Annotated in this window: 14 protein-coding genes; 4 read left to right on the forward strand and 10 right to left on the reverse strand. The window is 70.9% G+C overall.

All coding sequences use genetic code 11. From position 1 onward, the window contains the following. Positions 1–45 precede the first annotated feature (45 nt). The 10 genes from OG289_RS20140 to OG289_RS20185 form a co-directional block, all read right to left on the reverse strand. Positions 46–828 (reverse strand): anti-sigma factor family protein, encoded by a 783-nt coding sequence (locus tag OG289_RS20140; RefSeq protein ID WP_327315416.1) that lies wholly within the window; start codon positions 826–828, stop codon positions 46–48. 50 nt (positions 829–878) lie between these two features. After that, positions 879–1,400, reverse strand: coding sequence for a sigma-70 family RNA polymerase sigma factor (locus tag OG289_RS20145; RefSeq protein WP_010039908.1), 522 nt, complete (start codon positions 1,398–1,400; stop codon positions 879–881). 412 nt (positions 1,401–1,812) lie between these two features. Further along, complete coding sequence (locus OG289_RS20150; RefSeq protein ID WP_327315417.1) at positions 1,813–2,388, reverse strand: CGNR zinc finger domain-containing protein; 576 nt, start codon at positions 2,386–2,388, stop codon at positions 1,813–1,815. 201 nt (positions 2,389–2,589) lie between these two features. Then, on the reverse strand, positions 2,590–3,765 hold the full coding sequence (locus OG289_RS20155; RefSeq protein WP_327315418.1) for a uroporphyrinogen-III synthase: 1,176 nt from the start codon (positions 3,763–3,765) through the stop codon (positions 2,590–2,592). 105 nt (positions 3,766–3,870) lie between these two features. Then, positions 3,871–5,265: a nitrate/nitrite transporter gene (locus OG289_RS20160; protein WP_327315419.1), complete on the reverse strand. Its 1,395-nt coding sequence runs from the start codon at positions 5,263–5,265 to the stop codon at positions 3,871–3,873. A gap of 162 nt (positions 5,266–5,427) precedes the next feature. Continuing rightward, positions 5,428–6,399 (reverse strand): hypothetical protein, encoded by a 972-nt coding sequence (locus tag OG289_RS20165; RefSeq protein WP_327315420.1) that lies wholly within the window; start codon positions 6,397–6,399, stop codon positions 5,428–5,430. A gap of 152 nt (positions 6,400–6,551) precedes the next feature. Beyond that, positions 6,552–6,806, reverse strand: a complete 255-nt coding sequence (locus OG289_RS20170; protein ID WP_327315421.1) for a hypothetical protein — start codon at positions 6,804–6,806, stop codon at positions 6,552–6,554. A gap of 469 nt (positions 6,807–7,275) precedes the next feature. Continuing rightward, positions 7,276–8,547, reverse strand: coding sequence for an acyltransferase family protein (locus tag OG289_RS20175; protein WP_327315422.1), 1,272 nt, complete (start codon positions 8,545–8,547; stop codon positions 7,276–7,278). Further along, positions 8,547–10,661, reverse strand: a complete 2,115-nt coding sequence (locus tag OG289_RS20180) for a polysaccharide deacetylase family protein (protein WP_442819090.1) — start codon at positions 10,659–10,661, stop codon at positions 8,547–8,549. The genes OG289_RS20175 and OG289_RS20180 overlap by 1 nt, the downstream gene beginning before the upstream one ends. Positions 10,662–11,681: 1,020 nt before the next feature. Continuing rightward, complete coding sequence (locus OG289_RS20185; RefSeq protein ID WP_327315423.1) at positions 11,682–12,398, reverse strand: hypothetical protein; 717 nt, start codon at positions 12,396–12,398, stop codon at positions 11,682–11,684. Between the two features lie 764 nt (positions 12,399–13,162). Here OG289_RS20185 and OG289_RS20190 point away from each other — a divergent pair. The 4 genes from OG289_RS20190 to OG289_RS20205 all read left to right on the forward strand — a co-directional run bounded on the left by OG289_RS20190 (position 13,163) and on the right by OG289_RS20205 (position 17,681). Continuing rightward, positions 13,163–14,488 (forward strand): MFS transporter, encoded by a 1,326-nt coding sequence (locus OG289_RS20190; protein WP_327315424.1) that lies wholly within the window; start codon positions 13,163–13,165, stop codon positions 14,486–14,488. A gap of 138 nt (positions 14,489–14,626) precedes the next feature. Then, entirely contained in the window at positions 14,627–15,925 is a 1,299-nt protein-coding gene (locus OG289_RS20195; RefSeq protein ID WP_327315425.1) for an ABC transporter substrate-binding protein, read from the forward strand. Beyond that, the gene (locus OG289_RS20200) at positions 15,922–16,860 is read left to right on the forward strand and encodes a carbohydrate ABC transporter permease (RefSeq protein ID WP_327315426.1); all 939 of its coding nucleotides are present in this window, start codon (positions 15,922–15,924) and stop codon (positions 16,858–16,860) included. The genes OG289_RS20195 and OG289_RS20200 overlap by 4 nt, the downstream gene beginning before the upstream one ends. After that, entirely contained in the window at positions 16,857–17,681 is an 825-nt protein-coding gene (locus OG289_RS20205) for a carbohydrate ABC transporter permease (protein ID WP_327315427.1), read from the forward strand. Before OG289_RS20200 ends, OG289_RS20205 begins: the two co-directional genes overlap by 4 nt. Positions 17,682–17,687 lie beyond the last annotated feature (6 nt).

Below are 17,687 nucleotides of genomic sequence, written 5' to 3' on the forward strand. Positions count from 1 at the left end.
CGTGCTGGGCAGCCGTCAACCGTACGCGAAGGGGGCCCCGAGAAGCTACGCGTCGACCTGGACGAGCTTCTTGCCGTCGAAGGTCATGACCTCGAAGTGGTCGATCTCGTTCGGGGCGAAGGCCGCGCCGCCCACGACGTAGAGCGGGTTCTTGGCCTGCTCGGTCTTGGCGCCCGCGATGCCGTAGCCCCACTTCGGGACCGACCAGGAGGAGACCGTCTCGCGTTCGCCGTTCTTGCCGACGGCGATGAGCGAGCACTTCTCCGGGCCCGTCACGTTCTTCAGTTCGACGCCGATCTCCGTGCCCCACGCCTTCTCGCCCATGGCGACGGTCGCCGAGACCTTGGAGGCGGAGTCGGTCGCGGAGATCCGGTCGGAGAGCGTATCGAACGTCGACTTGGCGGAGTTCGCGGACTTGGTGGAGCTCGCCTCGGTCCCCTTGGTCCCGCTGTCGCCGCCGGTCGCCGCCAGCACGGTGAGCGGGCCGCCGATGATCAGCGCGGCCGCGGCCGCCACCAGGAAGAACGAGCGGCGGCGCTTGACCGCGCGGCGCTCGGACACCTCGTCGACCAGCCGTTCCGCGAGGCGCGGGCTGGGCCGGGCGGACAGGGACTCGCCGATCGCGGGTGTGCCGGTGCCCGGCAGGTCCGCGAGGGCGGCCAGCATGGGCTCCATGCCGGCGAGCTCGTCCAGTTGCTGGGCGCACCACTCGCAGCCCGCGAGGTGCATCTCGAAGGCTGTCGCCTCGGCGTCGTCGAGGATGCCGAGGGCGTAGGCGCCGACGGTCTCGTGTTCGCTCGGGCTCGGAGATCCCACTGATCCCTGCATGGGGCCAGACATACCCGAACCACCTGCTCCGAATCCCCCGTAACCGCTCATCACGCCGTCACCCCCCGCTCCTCAAGAGCCAGCTTCATCGACCGCAGGGCATAGAAGACCCGTGAGCGCACGGTGCCGCTGGGTATGCCCAGCGTCTCGGCCGCCTCGTTGACGGTACGCCCCTTGAAGTACGTCTCGACGAGCACCTCCCGGTGAGCCGGGGTCAGGTCGTCGAGCGCGTCGGACAGCGTCATCAGCCACAGCGCCTTGTCGATCTCGTCCTCCGCAGGAATGACCTCCAGCGGCGACGGGTCGACCTCCTGCGGCCGGGCCTGCCGGCTGCGGTGGCCGTCGATGACGATGCGACGTGCGACCGTCACCAGCCAGGGGCGTACCGATCCGGTCGCTCGATTGAGCTGACCGGCGTTCTTCCAGGCACGGATGAGCGTCTCTTGTACGACGTCCTCGGCACGCTGCCGGTCTCCGGCAACCAGGCGCAGGACATACGCAAGCAGGGGTCCGGCATGCTCCCGATACAGAGCACGCATCAGCTCCTCGTCAGGTTCCGAGGGCTGGGACATGCGATGTCGGGCCCTCGATCCACGTTCATTGGCCACGGCCGCATCCTTGCGCACGCCCACCTCCGGTGTCCGGGGGTTCCCCCAGTCGGTCGCTCGACGACGGGTACGCAGACGGGGTGTTGGGTGTTCAAACCGTGGGGACACTTTTCTTCGGGGTGTCCTGACGAGAGGGACATGGCGGCACATTCCCACCCCGTTTTCTTTACATTTTCGCCACACCGACAAGATCGCGCCGACTGCCCGGGGCGCGATGCGCGTAAACAGCGTGTAATCGAAATCACTTCGACAGTTGGACCGGCCCGCCTCCATGAAAGCCGCATACCAGACAGGGCAGTTGGGGAAGCGAAGCCGGAGGGACCACGGAAGTGGGGGCGGAAGAGGGCACGGAAGAGGGAGAAAGCGGGCGGGGACGTCAGGTGCGCGCGAGTGCCGCCGCGCGCCGGCGGTGCCGTGCGACCCGCTCCCGGTTCCCGCAGACCTCACTGGAACACCAGCGCCGCCGGCGCCCCCGGGACATGTCGACGTACACGATCGGGCAGTTGTCCCCCGCGCACTGCCGCAGCCCCGCCCGGGCGACGGGATCGGTGAGCAGTTCCACCGCGTCCCGCGCCACGGCGGCGAGCAGCGCGGCACACTCCGGCGGCCCGTCCAACGCCCGCACGAGCGCGCCGTCTTCACCGCGTACGGCTCGTGGGGTCGGGGGCGCCGACCGGGCGACGTCGTTGACGCGGGCGAGAGCGAGGTCGTACGCCCCGGCGTCGCCTCGGGCGAGCCACCCGTGCACCAACTGGCCGACGCTGCGCCGCAGTTCCCGGAAGGCCGGTGGCCAGGAGGCGTCGGCGTGGGCGAGCGGGGTGCCCGCCGGGACGAGTCCGGAGCCCCGGATCCACGCCTCCAACGGTGCGACGGCGTCGAGCCGTTCGAGGGGGTGCGCGGTCGCGAGCAGGTCGAGACAGATCCGTCCGGCATCGAACCGCAGCTCGTCCATGCGCGTGTCACCGCCCAGCGAGAGGCACTCCTGAGGAACCGTTCTCTTCACAGTGCCAGCGCAGGGTGCCAATATCCAGCCCGTCCGGGGCCCCCTCCGGGGGAGTTCGAGGACGAGGCCGTTCAGGCCGAAGCGGGGGCCCGGAGGCGGCAGCCCCCGGAGAGGGTCGGTCCCACCGACTCCGGGTGCCGGACAACCGCCCTACGCGTCCGCGTACTTCGCGTCCGCCGCAGGGTCCAGCGCCAGGCGATACCCCCGCTTCACCACCGTCTGGATCAGCTTCGGCGCGCCGAGTGCCGTCCGCAGACGGGCCATCGCCGTCTCGACGGCATGCTCGTCGCGGCCCGCACCGGGCAGCGCCCGCAGCAGATCCGACCGCGGCACGACCCACCCGGGCCGCCGCGACAGCGCCCGCAGCAACGACATCCCTGCCGGAGGCACCGGCTTCAGACACCCGTCCACCAGCACCGCGTGCCCCCGGATCTCCACCCGGTGCCCGGCGACCGGCAGCGCCCGCGCCCGACCCGGCAGCTCCTGGCACAGCAACTGCACGAGCGGCCCGAGCCGGAACCGCTCCGGCGAGACGGTGTCCACGCCCTGCGCCTGCAGCGGCAGCGCGGTGACCGGCCCGACGCAGGCGGGCAGCACGTCGTGGTGGAGGGCGGTGAGCAGCTCGGGCAGCAGCCCGCGCTCCTCCGCCCGCGACAGCAGGGACGCGGCCGCGGGCGCGCTGGTGAAGGTGATCGCGTCCAGTCCGCGGGAGACGGCGGCGTCGAGGAGCCGGTCGAGCGGCGAGATGTCCTCCGGCGGCATCCACCGGTAGACGGGCACCCCGACGACCTCCGCGCCCGCCGCCCGCAGCGACTCCACGAACCCCGGCAGCGGCTCGCCGTGCAGCTGGACGGCGACCCGGCGCCCGTCGACGCCCTCCTCCAGCAGCCGGTCGAGCACCTCGGCCATGGACTCGCTCGACGGCGACCACTCCTCCGTCAGCCCCGCGGCACGGATGGCGCCCTTGACCTTGGGCCCGCGGGCCAGCAGCTCGACGCCGCCGAGCCGGGCGAGCAGCTGCTCGCCGAGCCCCCAGCCGTCGGCCGCCTCGACCCAGCCGCGGAAGCCGATGGCCGTGGTGGCCACCACGACGTCCGGCGCCTGGTCGATGAGGTCCTTGGTGGTGGCCAGCAGCTCGCCGTCGTCGGCGAGCGGCACGATCCGCAGGGCGGGCGCGTGCAGCACCGCCGCCCCGCGCCGCTGGAGCAGCGCGCCGAGCTCCTCGGCCCGGCGCGCTGCCGTCACGCCCACGGTGAAGCCCGCGAGGGGCCCGTGTTCGACGGCGCCCTCGGGGCCGGTGTCCGGTCGTTGCTGTTCCTGGTACATAACTCTCGTCCCGCACTCGAGTCGCCTTGCATGGACCTACATGCCGATCGAGCCTGTCAATGGTGCGTGACAGGCTCGGTTCGGCTTCATGTCGCCAGTGTTACGTCACACCTCGGCGTAGCTGAGCTGCGGTTCCGCCTCGGAGGCCGCGCTGGTGGCGGTCACGCGGCCGGCCGGGCGGCGAAGGTATACGGCCCAGGTGACCGCGAAGCACACCGCGTAGAAGGCGAGGAAGGCGACGAAGGCGCCGGTTCCGGAGCCGTAGGAGAGGAAGGACTGCCGGAAGGCCAGGTTGATGCCGACCCCGCCGAGCGCGCCGACCGCCCCGATGAGTCCCATGGAGGCGCCGGACAGCCGACGCCCGTAGGCAGCGGCCTCCTCGCCCTGAAGCCCCTTGGCGACGGCCTTCGCCTGGAAGATGCCGGGGATCATCTTGTACGTCGACCCGTTGCCGAGGCCGGTGAGCACGAACAGCACCACGAAGGCGACGGTGAACAGTGCCAGCGACTTGCTCATGCTGGCGGAGATGAGGACGGCGGTCGCCGCGCCCATTCCGACGTAGTTCCACAGCGTGATCTTCGCGCCGCCGTACTTGTCGGCCAGCCAGCCGCCCACGGGCCGGATCAGCGAGCCGAGCAGCGGACCGATGAAGGTGACGTACGCCGCCTCCAGCGGGGTACGCCCGAACTGGTTGGTCAGCACCTGCCCGAAGGCGAAGCTGTAGCCGATGAAGGAGCCGAAGGTGCCGATGTACAGGAAGGACATGATCCAGGTGTGGGAGTCCTTCGCGGCGTCCTTGGCGGCGCCGGTGTCGTTCTTCACGGACGCGATGTTGTCCATGTAGAGCGAGGCGAGGACGGCGGCGACCAGGATGAGCGGGATGTAGATGCCCAGCAGCACACGGGGACCGCCGCTGGCACCGATGATCGCGAGAGCCACCAGCTGGATGACCGGCACGCCGATGTTGCCGCCGCCCGCGTTGAGCCCGAGCGCCCATCCCTTCTTACGGAGGGGGAAGAAGGCGTTGATGTTGGTCATGGAGGAGGCGAAGTTGCCGCCGCCGATGCCCGCCAGGAGGCCGACCAGGAGGAACGTGTTGAAGGAGGTCCCCGGCTTCATCACCGTGAACGCGGCGGCGGTGGGGATCAGGAGCAGGCCGGCGGAGACGATCGTCCAGTTCCGGCCGCCGAAGACCGCGACGGCGAAGGTGTAGGGCACCCGTACGACCGCACCGACCAGCGTCACCATCGACGTCAGCAGGAACTTGTCGGCCGGGGTGAGGCCGTACTCCGGGCCCATGAAGAGCACCAGCACGGACCACATCGTCCAGATCGAGAAGCCGATGTGCTCGGAGAGGACGGAGAAGAGCAGGTTACGGCGGGCGATCTTCTCGCCCTTCTCGTTCCAGAAGGTCTCGTTCTCCGGGTCCCACTCCTCGATCCAGCGGCTCCCCTTCTTCGCGGGGGACGGGGGTGCGGGCGCTGTACTCGGGGCTGTCATGACGCCTCCACGGTGCTCCGGGACTCGGGTGGTTCGGGGGGATGAGCGGTGATGAGTCCCGAAGGTAGGGAGGGCGCGTTTCCGTGCTGTGGCTGTGAGTGACCGGAAAGGAACGTTGCTCTCACGTTGCGAAGAGGCCCGGTGAGAGGTTGTGGGGAGAGCTCAGCGCTGGGGCGCCTGACCGTAGGGGTTGGGGGGCTGCGGCGGGTACGGGGCCGAGGGCTGCGCCGGGTGCTGCTGGGGGTGGGGCTGCGGATGGGCCTGCGGCTGAGGCTGAGGCTGAGGCTGAGGCTGAGGGTACTGCTGGGGATAGGGCTGGGCCTGTGGCTGAGGGTACGGCTGCTGCTGACCGTAGGGTCCGGGCTGGGGATACGGCTGCTGCCCGTACGTTCCCGGCTGGGGATACGGCTGCTGCCCGTACGTTCCCGGCTGCTGGTGGGGCTGGTGGGGCTGGGGCTGCGGCTGCTGGTGGGGCTGAGGGTGTCCGTAGCCACCGCTGCCCGTCGGGCCGGCGCCGTACGGATCCTGGCCGTATCCGGCCATCGTGCCCGGCGGCAGATAGCGCACCCGCCCGGTCTCGTCGGTCACCGGAGTGAACCCGGCGGCCTGGAGCCGGGCGGCGAACTTGGCGTTGCGGTGCCGGGTGACGACGAAGCCGATGCCGAAGACGCCCATGAGGACGACCCAGGTGACGGCGGCGGCGATGAAGTCGGTGTTCGTGCCGCCGAGCCGTACGCCGAGGATCGCGCAGCCCGCGGTGACGCCCAGCGCGCCGTACCCCATGCGCTTCTCGGCGTTCTTGCCGGTGAGGTCGAAGTTGATGCGGGCCTTGAGGAGCTCGAAGGCGTCGGGCACCACGGGCGGCAGGGAGACGCCGTCGGAGGCGTTCGCGTACTGCGCCCAGTTCTGCGCGGCGCGGGCGCGGGCCTGCGGACTGGGATCGGGGACGATCATCATCTTCAGCGCGCTGTTGCGCGACCCGCCGTGCCGTACGTCCGCGTACTCGTACCCGAACTGCTGGGCCACGAAGGCGAGTCGGGCCAGCTTCTTCACGGAGGCCATCGGGCTGGTGAGCTCGACGGGCTCGCCTCCCGCCATCAACCGCAGCATGTTCTGCACCTGCCGCTTGCTCACCGGCGATCATCTCCCCACCCGAGCCGGACCATCGGACCACTTGGGCACCGGATCGCGGCCAATCGGACCACTGTTCACTTACGCAACGCCGGGCAGTCTTCCACACGCCCTCAGCCCCGGGAATCGGCGGCCGATGCGGTTTGACCTGCCCTTTACGACCCCACCCGCGCCGGCGAATCCTTGCCGCCCTCGTCCCAGGCGAGGCCCACCGAGTCGCCCGAGCGCGTCGCGGTCGCCGTCCGCACGTCCTCACTGGAAGCGCCGTCGCCGGTGTCGGTGATGAAGGGCTTGAGGGCGATGCGGAAGGAGCCGTCGCTCGTGTTCATGGCCAGGCCGGCGGACGCGCTCGCCGCCGCCTCGGGCTGGTCGTCGCCGCCGCTGCCGCTGCCGTTCGTCGCGATCAGCACGCCTCGGACCGTCAGGCCGACGACCGCCACCGCCGCGCCGACGACCAGCGTCAGCCGTCGTCGGCGGGCGGCGGGCGGCGGGCGGCGGGCGGCGGGCGGCGGGGTGACCGTCGGGGCCGGTGGGAGACGGAGGGGGAGGCGGCGGAGGCGGCCATCCTCCCGCGCCTCCTGCGTAGGGGGCGCCGTACAGGCCGTATGGCGGCGGCTGGTGCCTGTGTCGCGTACGGGTTCGGCTCCTGGCCGAGGGGCTGGGCCGGGGACGGGGGCGGCCCGTAGGGGCCCGGGCCCCGGTGCGGGTCCTGCGGCTGCCGTCCCGGCGGGTACGTCATCGCGGTGGGCGCTCCTCGGTCACGGCCGGGCTCCGACGTCCCGGCCGTCCCAGAAGATCCACCACCCGTACCGGACCCGCAACGCGTTTTCCCGCTCACCCCGTAATCGCACCAGCCCCTTCGCATCAGGACGGTTCGCCTCAGGCCCGGCGGGTTCCTCCTCGTCCGTCCGGCCACAGGCGGGGCTTGCGGCGGGCCGCCAGGTCCTCCACCCAGCCGAAGGAGACGACGCAGGCCGCGGTGAGGAGCCAGATGAACGGCAGTTGCGGCCATGGGCTCTCCAGGACCCAGGGGGTGTTGACCTCCAGCCACGGGATGCCCCACAGGCGGTCCCACAGGGCCTCCACGACGCCGATGCACACGTTGTGCCACAGGTAGATCGTCACGGCACGGGAGTTGAGCAGGGTGATCAGCCGGTCCCAGCGGCGCAGCCGGGCCGGCCACTCGGTCCAGGACGGGCTGATGTGCAGAAGCAGCAGGACCGCCGCGAAGGACCACAGGGACTGCGCGAACGGCATGTCGTCGAGGTCGTGGCCCTCCTCGAGGTGGTGGCTCAGGGCGTACCAGAGGCCGATCCCTGCGACCGCCGGGGCCAGTGACGGGACGACGTAGCGGGGCAGCCGACGCAGGATGCCCTCCTGGTGCGCCATGCCCAGCAGCCAGCACGCGCCGAACGAGCCGAAGTCGCCGAGGCCCGCCTCCAGCCGCCAGCCGGGCACCGACAGCGCGCCGAACTCCAGGGCGGCGGACAGCGCGACCGGCGCGAGGATCGTCGGCCAGGGCAGCCGGCGCAGGGCGCGCAGGAGGAGCGGGGAGAGCAGGACGAACCAAAGGTAGGCGCGGATGTACCAGAGGGGTACGCCCACGTCGGCGGCCCAGTCGTCGCCGATCAGCCCCTGCACGCCGGGCAGGCCGTCGCCGTACGGCGGGTCGCTCAGCGGCAGGATCCAGTAGGCGAGGTGGAGCCACCACCAGCCGGGGTGTCCCTCGTCGTCCGGGCCCCAGCCCGCCATCACCATGCCGGTCACACCGACCGCGCCCAGCAGCCACAGCGGGGGCAGCAGCCGGCGCAGACGTCCTCGTACGACTTCCAGCGCGGGGCGTCCGGCCAGCGAGCGGGCCATGAGGTTGCCGGCGAGCGCGAACATCACGCCCATGGAGGGGAAGACGACGGGCAGCCAGGCCCAGCCCATCAGGTGGTAGAAGACGACGCGGAAGAGGGCGATGGCGCGCAGGAGGTCGAAGTAGCGGTCGCGTCCGCCGCCCTGTTTCCTCCTCGTCTTCCCCGTCTTCCCCGTCTTCTCCGGCGCCTTGTGCTGGGTCGGCGGTGCCGGCGACTCGGCCGCCACGTCGGTCGTGGTGTCGGTCGTGGTGTTCGTCATGGACCCGAAGTCCGACGGCTGGGTGCTCATCAGGCCGTTCCTCCGTCCATGGCCGGCGTCGGGGCTCCCGGCGGTGCGGCCATCTGGCCCTTGCGGCGCAGTTTCTGCCAGCGCAGCCGGCCGCCCGTGAGGGCGGTGATCCAGGACTGGAGCAGGACGATGTACATCAGCTGGCGGTAGAGGAGCTGCTGGAGCGGGAGGGAGATGAGAGGGGTGAGGCGCTCGCGGTCCAGGACGAAGGCGTAGGCCGCGCAGCCCGCCTGGACGGCGAGGACCCCGAACCAGGCCGCGATCGTCTTGCCGGTCGGGCCGAAGAGCAGGCCGTAGACGAGGAAGAGGTCGATGAGCGGGGCGAGGAGCGGGGCGACGACCATGAAGAGGGAGACGAGGGGGAGGCCGACGCGGCCGAAGCGGCCCGAGGGTCCGCCTTCGACGATCGCCCGACGGTGCTTCCAGATCGCCTGCATGGTGCCGTAGCACCAGCGGTAGCGCTGGGACCACAGCTGCTGGACGGACTCGGGCGCCTCGGTCCAGGCCCGCGCCTTCTCCGCGTACACGACGTGCCAGCCGTCCCGGTGGATGGCCATGGTGATGTCGGTGTCCTCGGCGAGAGTGTCGTCGCTCATGCCGCCGACCCGGTCCAGCGCGGTGCGGCGGAACGCCCCGACGGCCCCCGGGATGGTGGGCATGCAGCGCAGGACGTCGTACATGCGGCGGTCGAGGTTGAAGCCCATCACGTACTCGATGTGCTGCCAGGCGCCGATGAGGGTGTCCTTGTTGCCGACCTTGGCGTTGCCGGCGACGGCACCGACCTTCGGATCGGCGAAGGGCTGGACGAGTTCACGGACCGTGGACGGCTCGAAGACGGTGTCGCCGTCCATCATCACGATGAGGTCGTGCCGGGCGCCCGCGATGCCCCGGTTGAGGGCGGCGGGCTTGCCCGCGTTGAGCTGGCGGACGACGCGGACGCCGGGCAGGTTCAGATCCTCGACGATGCGGGCGGTGCCGTCGCTGGAGCCGTCGTCGATGACGAGGATCTCGATCGGGTGCTCGCTCCTCATCAGCGAACGCACCGTGCTCTCGATGCACTTGGCCTCGTTGTAGGCCGGGACCAGCACGGACGCGGGTTCGGTGACGGGCGCGTCGGGGCCCCAGACGAAGCCCTTGCGGCGGGTCCGGCGGGTGTGGATCGCGGAGAGCAGCAGCATCAGGCCGAAGCGGGCGAAGACGAGGACGCCGATGACGGCGAGGCCGACCACCAGGACGCCGGTGACGTCGTCGGAGGCCTCGACCAGGAAGACCCAGGCCTTGCCCTTCCACAGGTCGACCCCGGTGACCGGGGTGTGCGCGCTGGGGGCGTGCAGGGCCTCGGTGAGGTTCTCGAACGTGTAGCCCTTCGCCCGGAGTTCGGGGAGGTAGGTGTCGAGGGCCTGGACCGTCTGATGGCGGTCGCCACCGGAGTCGTGCATGAGGACGATCGCGCCCTTGCCGTGCTGCGGCGTGGCGTTGCGGACGATCTGCCGCACGCCCGGCCGGCGCCAGTCCTCGCTGTCGGCGGTGGTGAAGACGGTGAGGTAGCCGCGGGTGCCGACGTACTGGGTGACCGGCCAGGAGGCGTCGTCGAGGGCGTCGGCGGAGGAGGAGTACGGCGGCCGGAAGAGGGAGGTCCGGATGCCCGCCGCCCCTGCGAGGGCCAGCTGGTTCTGGGTGAGCTCCCAGTCGATGCGCTTCTTCGACTGGTAGGCGAGATCGGGGTGGTTGAAGGTGTGCAGCCCGATCTCGTGCCCCTCGTTCACCATCCTCCGGACCAGGTCCGGATAACGGGAGGCCATGGTGCCGGTGATGAAGAAGACGGCGTGGGCGTGGTGCTTCTTCAGGACGTCGAGGACCTCGGGGGTCCACTTCGGGTCGGGGCCGTCGTCGAAGGTGAGCACGATCCGGTGGTCCGGCATGTCCAGGCTGGCCTGCCGGCCGCTGCGGGTGTCGACGACCGGCCCGCCGTCGAGGATCTTCTGCGGCACCTTGTCGGCGGCGGCCTCGGGGCGGATGCGGTAGTCGGCGAGGATCTCGCTGTGCACGTAGCCGCGCAGCATCAGCATCGCCATCATCGCGAGGAGCACGAGCAGGGGCAGCAGGTGCCGCAGCCGCAGCCGCAGGGGCACCAGACGCCTTCGTTCAGGAGGCGAGGCCGCCCCGTGCGCGGCCCCGCCACCGCCGTGCCCAACGGCCCGCCCCCGCCGCGACCCGGGCCTCCGGCCGGCCCGCCGCCCGCCGGCCGACCCACCCCCCGCCGAGGAAGAAGCGGGCGCGGACGCGGAGGCGTCCTGGCCGCCGGACGAATACGCGGACTGCCCGACAACGGACCGTCGGGGCGAGCGCCGGCTGGTACGTGGTGCCATGAGAGATGTTTCTCCGAGAACGGCTCGCCGCACGGCTCGGGCGACGAGGGTGGGTGTGGGGAGTGAGCGGTGAGGAATGGGTGGCCAGGAGTAGGTGGCGACGAGTAGGCCGCGAGGAGTGGGTGGCGAGGAGTGGGTGGTGCGTGCGGGGAGTGGCTGGTGAGCAGTGGATGGTGAGGTGCGCCCGGCAAGTCGGACCGCGCGAACCGGGTGGCGGAGTGGCGTGGCACGGATCAGGCGAGCGGGTTCGGCCCGCACGGGCGGGTGGTGCGAGTCGCGTGGCACGGATCAGGCGAGCGGGTTCGAACCGCGCGAACCGGGTGTGGCGCGAGTCGCGTGGCACGGATCAGGCGAGCGGGTTCGGCCCGCACGGGCCGGGTGGTGAGATCGGGCCGTACGGGCCGTACGGGCCGGCCGGAGAGGGACGGCACTTGAGGGCCGGGCGGCGTGGATCTGGTCGCGACGGGTCTGGTCGCGGATCAACCCACCTGGTCGGGTGGCAGATTCGAGCCGTGTGAGCAGGACGGTTCAGACCGGCCGGCAAGGGCCGGGCAACGGGACCCATGGGCGGGCGCCGGTTGCCCGGACGGTCGAGGTGTGCCGACGTCCGTGGCCGAGCCCCCGGGCCCTGGAGCCCACGCACTCCAGCGGCCGACGCCCCGCCCCGGTGGTCGAGGCCGCCCACCCCGTGACCGCCCACCGCTCGCCGAAACCGGCGGCCCCACAGACCCCACGGACCCCACGGACCCCACGGGTGAACGCCTCTCAGGCCGCCGGGCTCGATGCCGCCGGGGCCGGGTCCGGGGGGCCGTTGGCGACTGTGGTGGTGGCTCCTCCGGCCGGGGAGGGGGAGGAGATGGGCGAGGGGGTCGTGGTGGGTGAGGATGCAGGTGATGGTGCGGTGGACGGTGCCGGGGCGATCACCGGGCTGCTCGGGCCGGGGGCCGTGGAGGCCGTGGCCGTGGGGCCCGCGCTGGGACGGACCGTCCCGCTCGCCGCGGGCTTGGCCGCCGGCGACGCCCCGCCCGGCGAAGCCGCAGCGCTCGCCGACGCGCCCGGCACCGCACTCGCCCCCGGCTTGCCCGGCACCGCGCCGGGCGCGGAGGCGTTGATGCCCGAGCCGCCCGGAAGCACGGCGCCCGGCATCCCTGGTCGCCGAGTCGAGGAGTCGTCCGGCGCCGCCGAGCTGTCGACCTTGCCGGCCGCCGGCTTGTCGTCGTCGGCCTGGCCCGGCACGGGTACCGGCAGCCAGGGCGCGCCGGCGTTGCCCGACAGCAGCGTGGCCACGATGACGACTGCGTACGCCCCGCACGCGGTCCCCACGAGGATGCCGATGCGGCGGAACGTCCGGCTGCGCCGGCCCGACTCGTCGACGAACACCGGGACGTCGGAGGCGCCGGCCTCCGGACCGTCGGCCCGCCCCTTCTTGAGGGGATCGAGCTGGACGGTCACCTCGCCCGGATCGTTCCCCTTCCCGTCCACGCCGCCGGGCTCCTCTCCCCAGGGATCCCGGAGATCGCTCGACCGTTCGTTTTCGGAAAGGCTGTTCGAAGCATTCAAGGTCGCCGGTGGGCGACTTTCACCCGGTACATCCACCAGTGAGCCGCATCTACCGTTTTCACCCGCCATGGACGTCAGGGATTTGCCCCCCGCCCCGGCAAGGCTCTGGGATCCTGCCTCCAGGACCGGCACATCCCGGGTCGGCACCGCCGGCTCCGGCCACTCCGGTTGGGTGCCTTCTCGCCAATTCTTCACTTGCGCACTTCCCCCCACAGAACTGTTCCCGGTGCGCCTACGACTCCGAGCACACGTCGACGGAACCAGGCCCCCACCCAGCTCCCGCGCCCCTTTTACCCCATTGCGCTCAGGTCGACGAATCTAGCGCAGGCTTGGGCCCTGTGTTCGCGATGTGTCATTTATGGACAGAAGTCATGTTCATGCCTATGGCCGGATTTGATCCCTTGACGGGTCACCAGAGCCGCGTTCTCGCCATCCCGGCCCATCCCTTGGCCTGTCGAAGCGCATCGAGGGCCGGAAGGACCAGCACCTTCCGCCACACCCACGACACAGGCGGACAAAGAGATCTGGTCGACGGGGCGGCGGCGCAACCTCCCAGGCATGGCCGGAAAATTCACTCTTACGAGCATCGGATTGCCCGCTTTGTCAGCGATCCGCCGCTCCCCTCTCCCCCGCGGGTGCCGCAAAAGGAGTGGCCCTCTTGGTCACCACCGGGCGACGGTTGCCCGATGCCGCAACCGACCTCCCAAGGGCCCCACCTCAGCTCCCCCGATCCCACCCTCCGCTCCGCCGACCCCACCCCCCGCTCCCTCGCCCCCTACCGCCGCCCCCTCAACCCCTATCGCCTCCTCCTCGCCCACCCCGGTGCCCGCGCGTTCACCGCGGGGAACCTCCTCGCCCGCCTCCCCATGGGCATGTTCAGTGTGAGCGCGGTCGTGATGATCGCCGGTTCACGGGGCTCGTACGCCCTGGCCGGCGCCGTCACCGCGACCGGCCTCGCGGCGACCGCCCTGGTCGCACCCTGGATCGCACGTCTCGTCGACCGGCACGGCCAGGCCCGGATCGCCGTACCGGCCACCCTCTTCGCCGCCCTCGGCAGCCTCGCCCTGCTGCTCTGCGTCCGGTACGGCGCCCCGGACTGGACCCTGTTCGCCGCGTACGCCGCCACCGCGACCACACCCAACACCGGCGGCATGTCCCGCGCCCGCTGGAACCACCTCCTCGACGGCGACCCCGCCGCCCTGCACACCGCGAACTCCTTCGAACAGGCCGCCGACGAGCTCTGCTTCATGCTGGGCCCGATGTTGGCGGCCTTCCTTTGCGGCACGTTCTTGCCCGAGGCGGGCACCCTGGTCGGCGCGGTGCTGCTGGTCACCGGCATGCTCACGTTCGCCGCACAGCGCTCGACCGAACCGCCCCCGCACCCCCGCCCGAAGAGCAGGTCCCCCCTCCACGCCCCCGGCATCCCGCCCCTCCTCGCCGTCTGCCTCGCCCTGGGCGCGGTGTTCGGCGCGACGGAGGTCGTCACGATCGCCTTCGCGGACGAGCGGGGTCACCGCACCGCGGCCGGGATCGTCCTCGCCCTCCAGGCGGCCGGGTCGTGCGGGGCGGGTCTCGCCTACGGTGCGATACGCCCGTCCGGCCCGACCGCCCGTCGGCACCCCTGGTGCGTGGCCGCGATGACCGCGCTCCTCACGCTCCCGCTGCTCGCGGCGGCAGCCGTGGGCTCACTCACGCTGCTGGCCGGAGCCCTCCTGGTCGCCGGGATGGCGACCGCGCCGACCATGGTCACCACCATGGCCCTGGTCCAGGAACGCACCCCCGAAGGCCGTCTCAACGAGGGCATGACCCTGGCGGTGACCGGCCTGCTGGGCGGGATCGCCTGCGGCAGCGCGACCGGGGGCTGGGTGGTGGAGCACCTCTCGGCCGCGACCGGCTACGCCGTGCCCGTCGCGGCCGCGGCCACCGCCCTCCTCATGGCGGCCGTTTCCCGCACGCCTTCCCCCACGCCTTCCAGCACGCCTTCCCGCACGCCTTCCCGCACGCCCCATTGACGCGGTCACAGCAGCCACATACCTTCCACCGTCGAAGCGCTTCGACGTCACGCATCGAATCGATTCGACGACCCCGGACGATGCTGCGTGACGGTTGTTCCTGCCCCAAGCACCATCCGACTCCCCCGGAGGCACAGGATGTTGACGGCACGAAGGCGTGTGGCGGCGAGTGTGGCGGCGGTCCTCACCGGATCCCTGCTCCTGGCCTCCTGCGGCGGCTCGGACGGCGGCGGCTCCTCCGACGCCAAGACCCTGCGGCTGTGGCACTACGAGGCCCCGAACAGCGCGATGGGCGCGGCCTGGACGGAGGCGATCAAGGAGTTCGAGGCCACGCACCCGGGCGTGAAGGTGAAGTTCGAGGAGAAGAGCTTCGAGCAGATCCAGAAGACCGCCCCGATGGTCCTCAACTCCTCCGACGCGCCCGACCTCATGGAGTACAACAAGGGCAACGCGACGGCGGGCCTGCTCTCCAAGCAGGGGCTCCTCACCGACCTGTCCGCCGAGGCGACGAAGCGCGGCTGGGACAAGCTGCTCAGCCCGGGCGTGCGCACCACCAGCCAGTACGACGGCGACGGCGTGATGGGCTCCGGCAAGTGGTACGGCGTGCCGAACTACGCCGAGTACACGATGGTCTACTTCAACAAGGACCTGTTCGCGAAGTACAAGCTCGCCGAGCCGAAGACGTTCGACGAGCTCGTCGCCGCGATGAAGACCTTCACCGAGAACGACATCACCCCGCTCGCCAACTCCGGCGCCGAGTACCTCGCCCAGCAGTACGTCTACCAGCTGGCCCTGTCCAAGGCGGACCGCTCGTGGGTCGACTCCTACGAGCTGTACAAGGGGAAGACCGACTTCCACGACGCTGCCTGGACGTACGCGGCCGAGACCTTCGCCGACTGGGTGAAGAAGGGCTACATCGGCAAGAGTTCCACGAGCGCCAAGGCCGAGGACGCCGGTGTCTCCTTCCTCCAGGGCAAGGCGCCGATCCTGTTCTCCGGCAGCTGGTGGTACGGCCGATTCCAGGACGAGGCGAAATTCGACTGGGGCACGACCCTGTGGCCCGGCTCGACCCTCACCCCGGGCTCCGGCGGCAACCTGTGGGTCGTCCCCAAGAGCGCCGAGAACAAGGAGCTCGCCTACGACTTCGTCGACATCACCATGTCGAAGAAGATCCAGAACCTGCTGGGCAACAAGGGCGGCGTCCCGGTCGCGGCGGACACGGCCGCCATCACCGACCCGAAGGCCAAGGAGCTCATCACCCACTTCAACACCCTGTCCGGCAGGGACGGCCTGGCCTTCTACCCGGACTGGCCGGTCCCCGGCTTCTACGACGTCCTCGTCTCCGAGACCCAGAAGCTGATCACCGGCAGCGAGAAGCCGGACGACTACCTGGACGCGTTGCAGGAGGCGTACGACAAGGGCGCACCGAAGCGATGAAGGTGCGCGCCCCCCGTGCCTCCCGTGCCTCCCGTGCCCCCCGAGACTCCTACGCCGTCTTCCTCCTCCCCGGTGGCCTCGTCTTCCTCGCCGTCATCGTCGTCCCGTTCCTGATGAACACGGGCGTGAGCTTCACCGACTGGCAGGGCGTGGGCAGCCCTTCGTGGTCGGGGCTCGCCAACTACCGGGACCTGATGGACGACACGGAGTTCTGGGCGTCGTTCCGGCACAGCCTGTTCATGGTCGTCGCGATGGCGGCGATCCCCACGGCCGTCGGACTGGTGCTGGCCGCCGCCCTGTTCGACTACGTCGGCAAGCACTTCGGCTCCCGGATCACCACCGTCCTGCGCGCCTGCTTCTATCTCCCCCAGGTGCTGCCGATCGCGGTCGCCGGCATCGTGTGGAGCTGGATCCTCGCCCCCGACAACGGCTCCCTCAACGAGCTCCTCGAGGCGGTCGGCCTCGGCGGCTGGCGGCAGGACTGGCTCGGCGACCCCGACTTCGCGCTCTACAGCGTCATGGGCGTGATGGTGTGGGTGCAGCTCGGCTTCCCCCTGGTCGTGTTCATGGCGGGCCTGCAACGCGTCGACCCGCAGCTGTACGAGGCCGCCGAGCTGGACGGTGCCGGCTGGTGGCGCCGCTTCCGGCACATCACGCTGCCGCAGATCCGCCCGGAGGTCTACGTCGTCCTGACCTGGTGCACGATCGCCGCGCTGAAGGTGTTCGGCGCGGTGTACGTCCTGACGAAGGGCGGCCCCGGCGGGGCGACCGACGTCCCCTCCTACTTCTCCTTCAGCACCTTCTTCGAGAAGACCCAGGTCGGCTACGGTGCCGCGATCTCCACGGTGCTGACCGTGATCATCCTGGCCCTGTCCCTGGTCGGCCTGAGACTGCAGACCCGCGCGGAGGACGCCGAGGAAGGGGCACGCACATGACGAGGGCCCTACGCCGCTACCCGGTCCTGATCGCCCTCTGCCTCGCCGCGCTCTTCATGATCGTCCCGTTTCTGATCGTCGCGGTGAACGCGGTCAAGTCCCCGGCGGAGTACTCGCGGAGCGGCCCGCTGAGCCTGCCCGACGGCCTCTACCTGGACGGGCTGAAGGACTTCTGGGAGCGCGTCGACTACAGCCGGAAGCTGCTCAACTCGTTCCTGATCAGCGGCTCGGTGGCGGTGGGGGCGGTCGTCCTGTCCGTCCTGAACGCGTACGCGATCGGCATCGGCCGGATCAAGGGCCGCACCTGGGTGCTGGCCTTCTTCGTCCTGGCGAACATGCTCCCGCAGGAGGCGCTGGTCTACCCGGTCTACTACCTGAGCAAGCAGGCCGGCCTGTACGACACCCGGCTCAGCGTGATCATCGTCTTCACGGTGATCCAGGCGGCCTTCGGCACGTATCTCCTGTCCTCCGTCCTCGGCCGGTTCCCGCGCGAGATCATCGAGGCCGCCCGCATCGACGGCGCGAACAGGTGGCAGGTGCTGTGGCGGATCGTCGTCCCGGTCAGCCGCCCCACCCTCGGCGTGCTCCTCGTCTTCTTCTTCATCTGGACCTGGAACGAGTTCCTGCTGCCGCTGGTCATGCTGATCTCCAACGACAACCAGACCGTGTCGGTGGCCCTCGGCGTCCTCCAGGGCCAGCGGCTGATGGACGCCACGATGACCAACGCGGCCGCCCTCCTCGGCGTACTCCCGGCCCTCGTCTTCTTCCTCGTCTTCCAGCGGACACTCACCCGCGGCATCGCCGTGGGCGCCGTGAAGTAGTGAGGA

Source organism: Streptomyces sp. NBC_01235, assembly GCF_035989285.1.
Taxonomy (GTDB): domain Bacteria; phylum Actinomycetota; class Actinomycetes; order Streptomycetales; family Streptomycetaceae; genus Streptomyces.

Coding starts and splice junctions, on each gene's coding strand:
- OG289_RS20160 (WP_327315419.1), bottom strand. CDS start 5,265: ATGACAGCCCCGAGTACAGCGCCCGCACCCCCGTCCCCCGCGAAGAAG.
- OG289_RS20140 (WP_327315416.1), bottom strand. CDS start 828: ATGCAGGGATCAGTGGGATCTCCGAGCCCGAGCGAACACGAGACCGTC.
- OG289_RS20195 (WP_327315425.1), top strand. CDS start 14,627: ATGTTGACGGCACGAAGGCGTGTGGCGGCGAGTGTGGCGGCGGTCCTC.
- OG289_RS20190 (WP_327315424.1), top strand. CDS start 13,163: ATGCCGCAACCGACCTCCCAAGGGCCCCACCTCAGCTCCCCCGATCCC.
- OG289_RS20145 (WP_010039908.1), bottom strand. CDS start 1,400: ATGTCCCAGCCCTCGGAACCTGACGAGGAGCTGATGCGTGCTCTGTAT.
- OG289_RS20205 (WP_327315427.1), top strand. CDS start 16,857: ATGACGAGGGCCCTACGCCGCTACCCGGTCCTGATCGCCCTCTGCCTC.
- OG289_RS20155 (WP_327315418.1), bottom strand. CDS start 3,765: ATGTACCAGGAACAGCAACGACCGGACACCGGCCCCGAGGGCGCCGTC.
- OG289_RS20200 (WP_327315426.1), top strand. CDS start 15,922: ATGAAGGTGCGCGCCCCCCGTGCCTCCCGTGCCTCCCGTGCCCCCCGA.
- OG289_RS20175 (WP_327315422.1), bottom strand. CDS start 8,547: ATGAGCACCCAGCCGTCGGACTTCGGGTCCATGACGAACACCACGACC.
- OG289_RS20150 (WP_327315417.1), bottom strand. CDS start 2,388: ATGGACGAGCTGCGGTTCGATGCCGGACGGATCTGTCTCGACCTGCTC.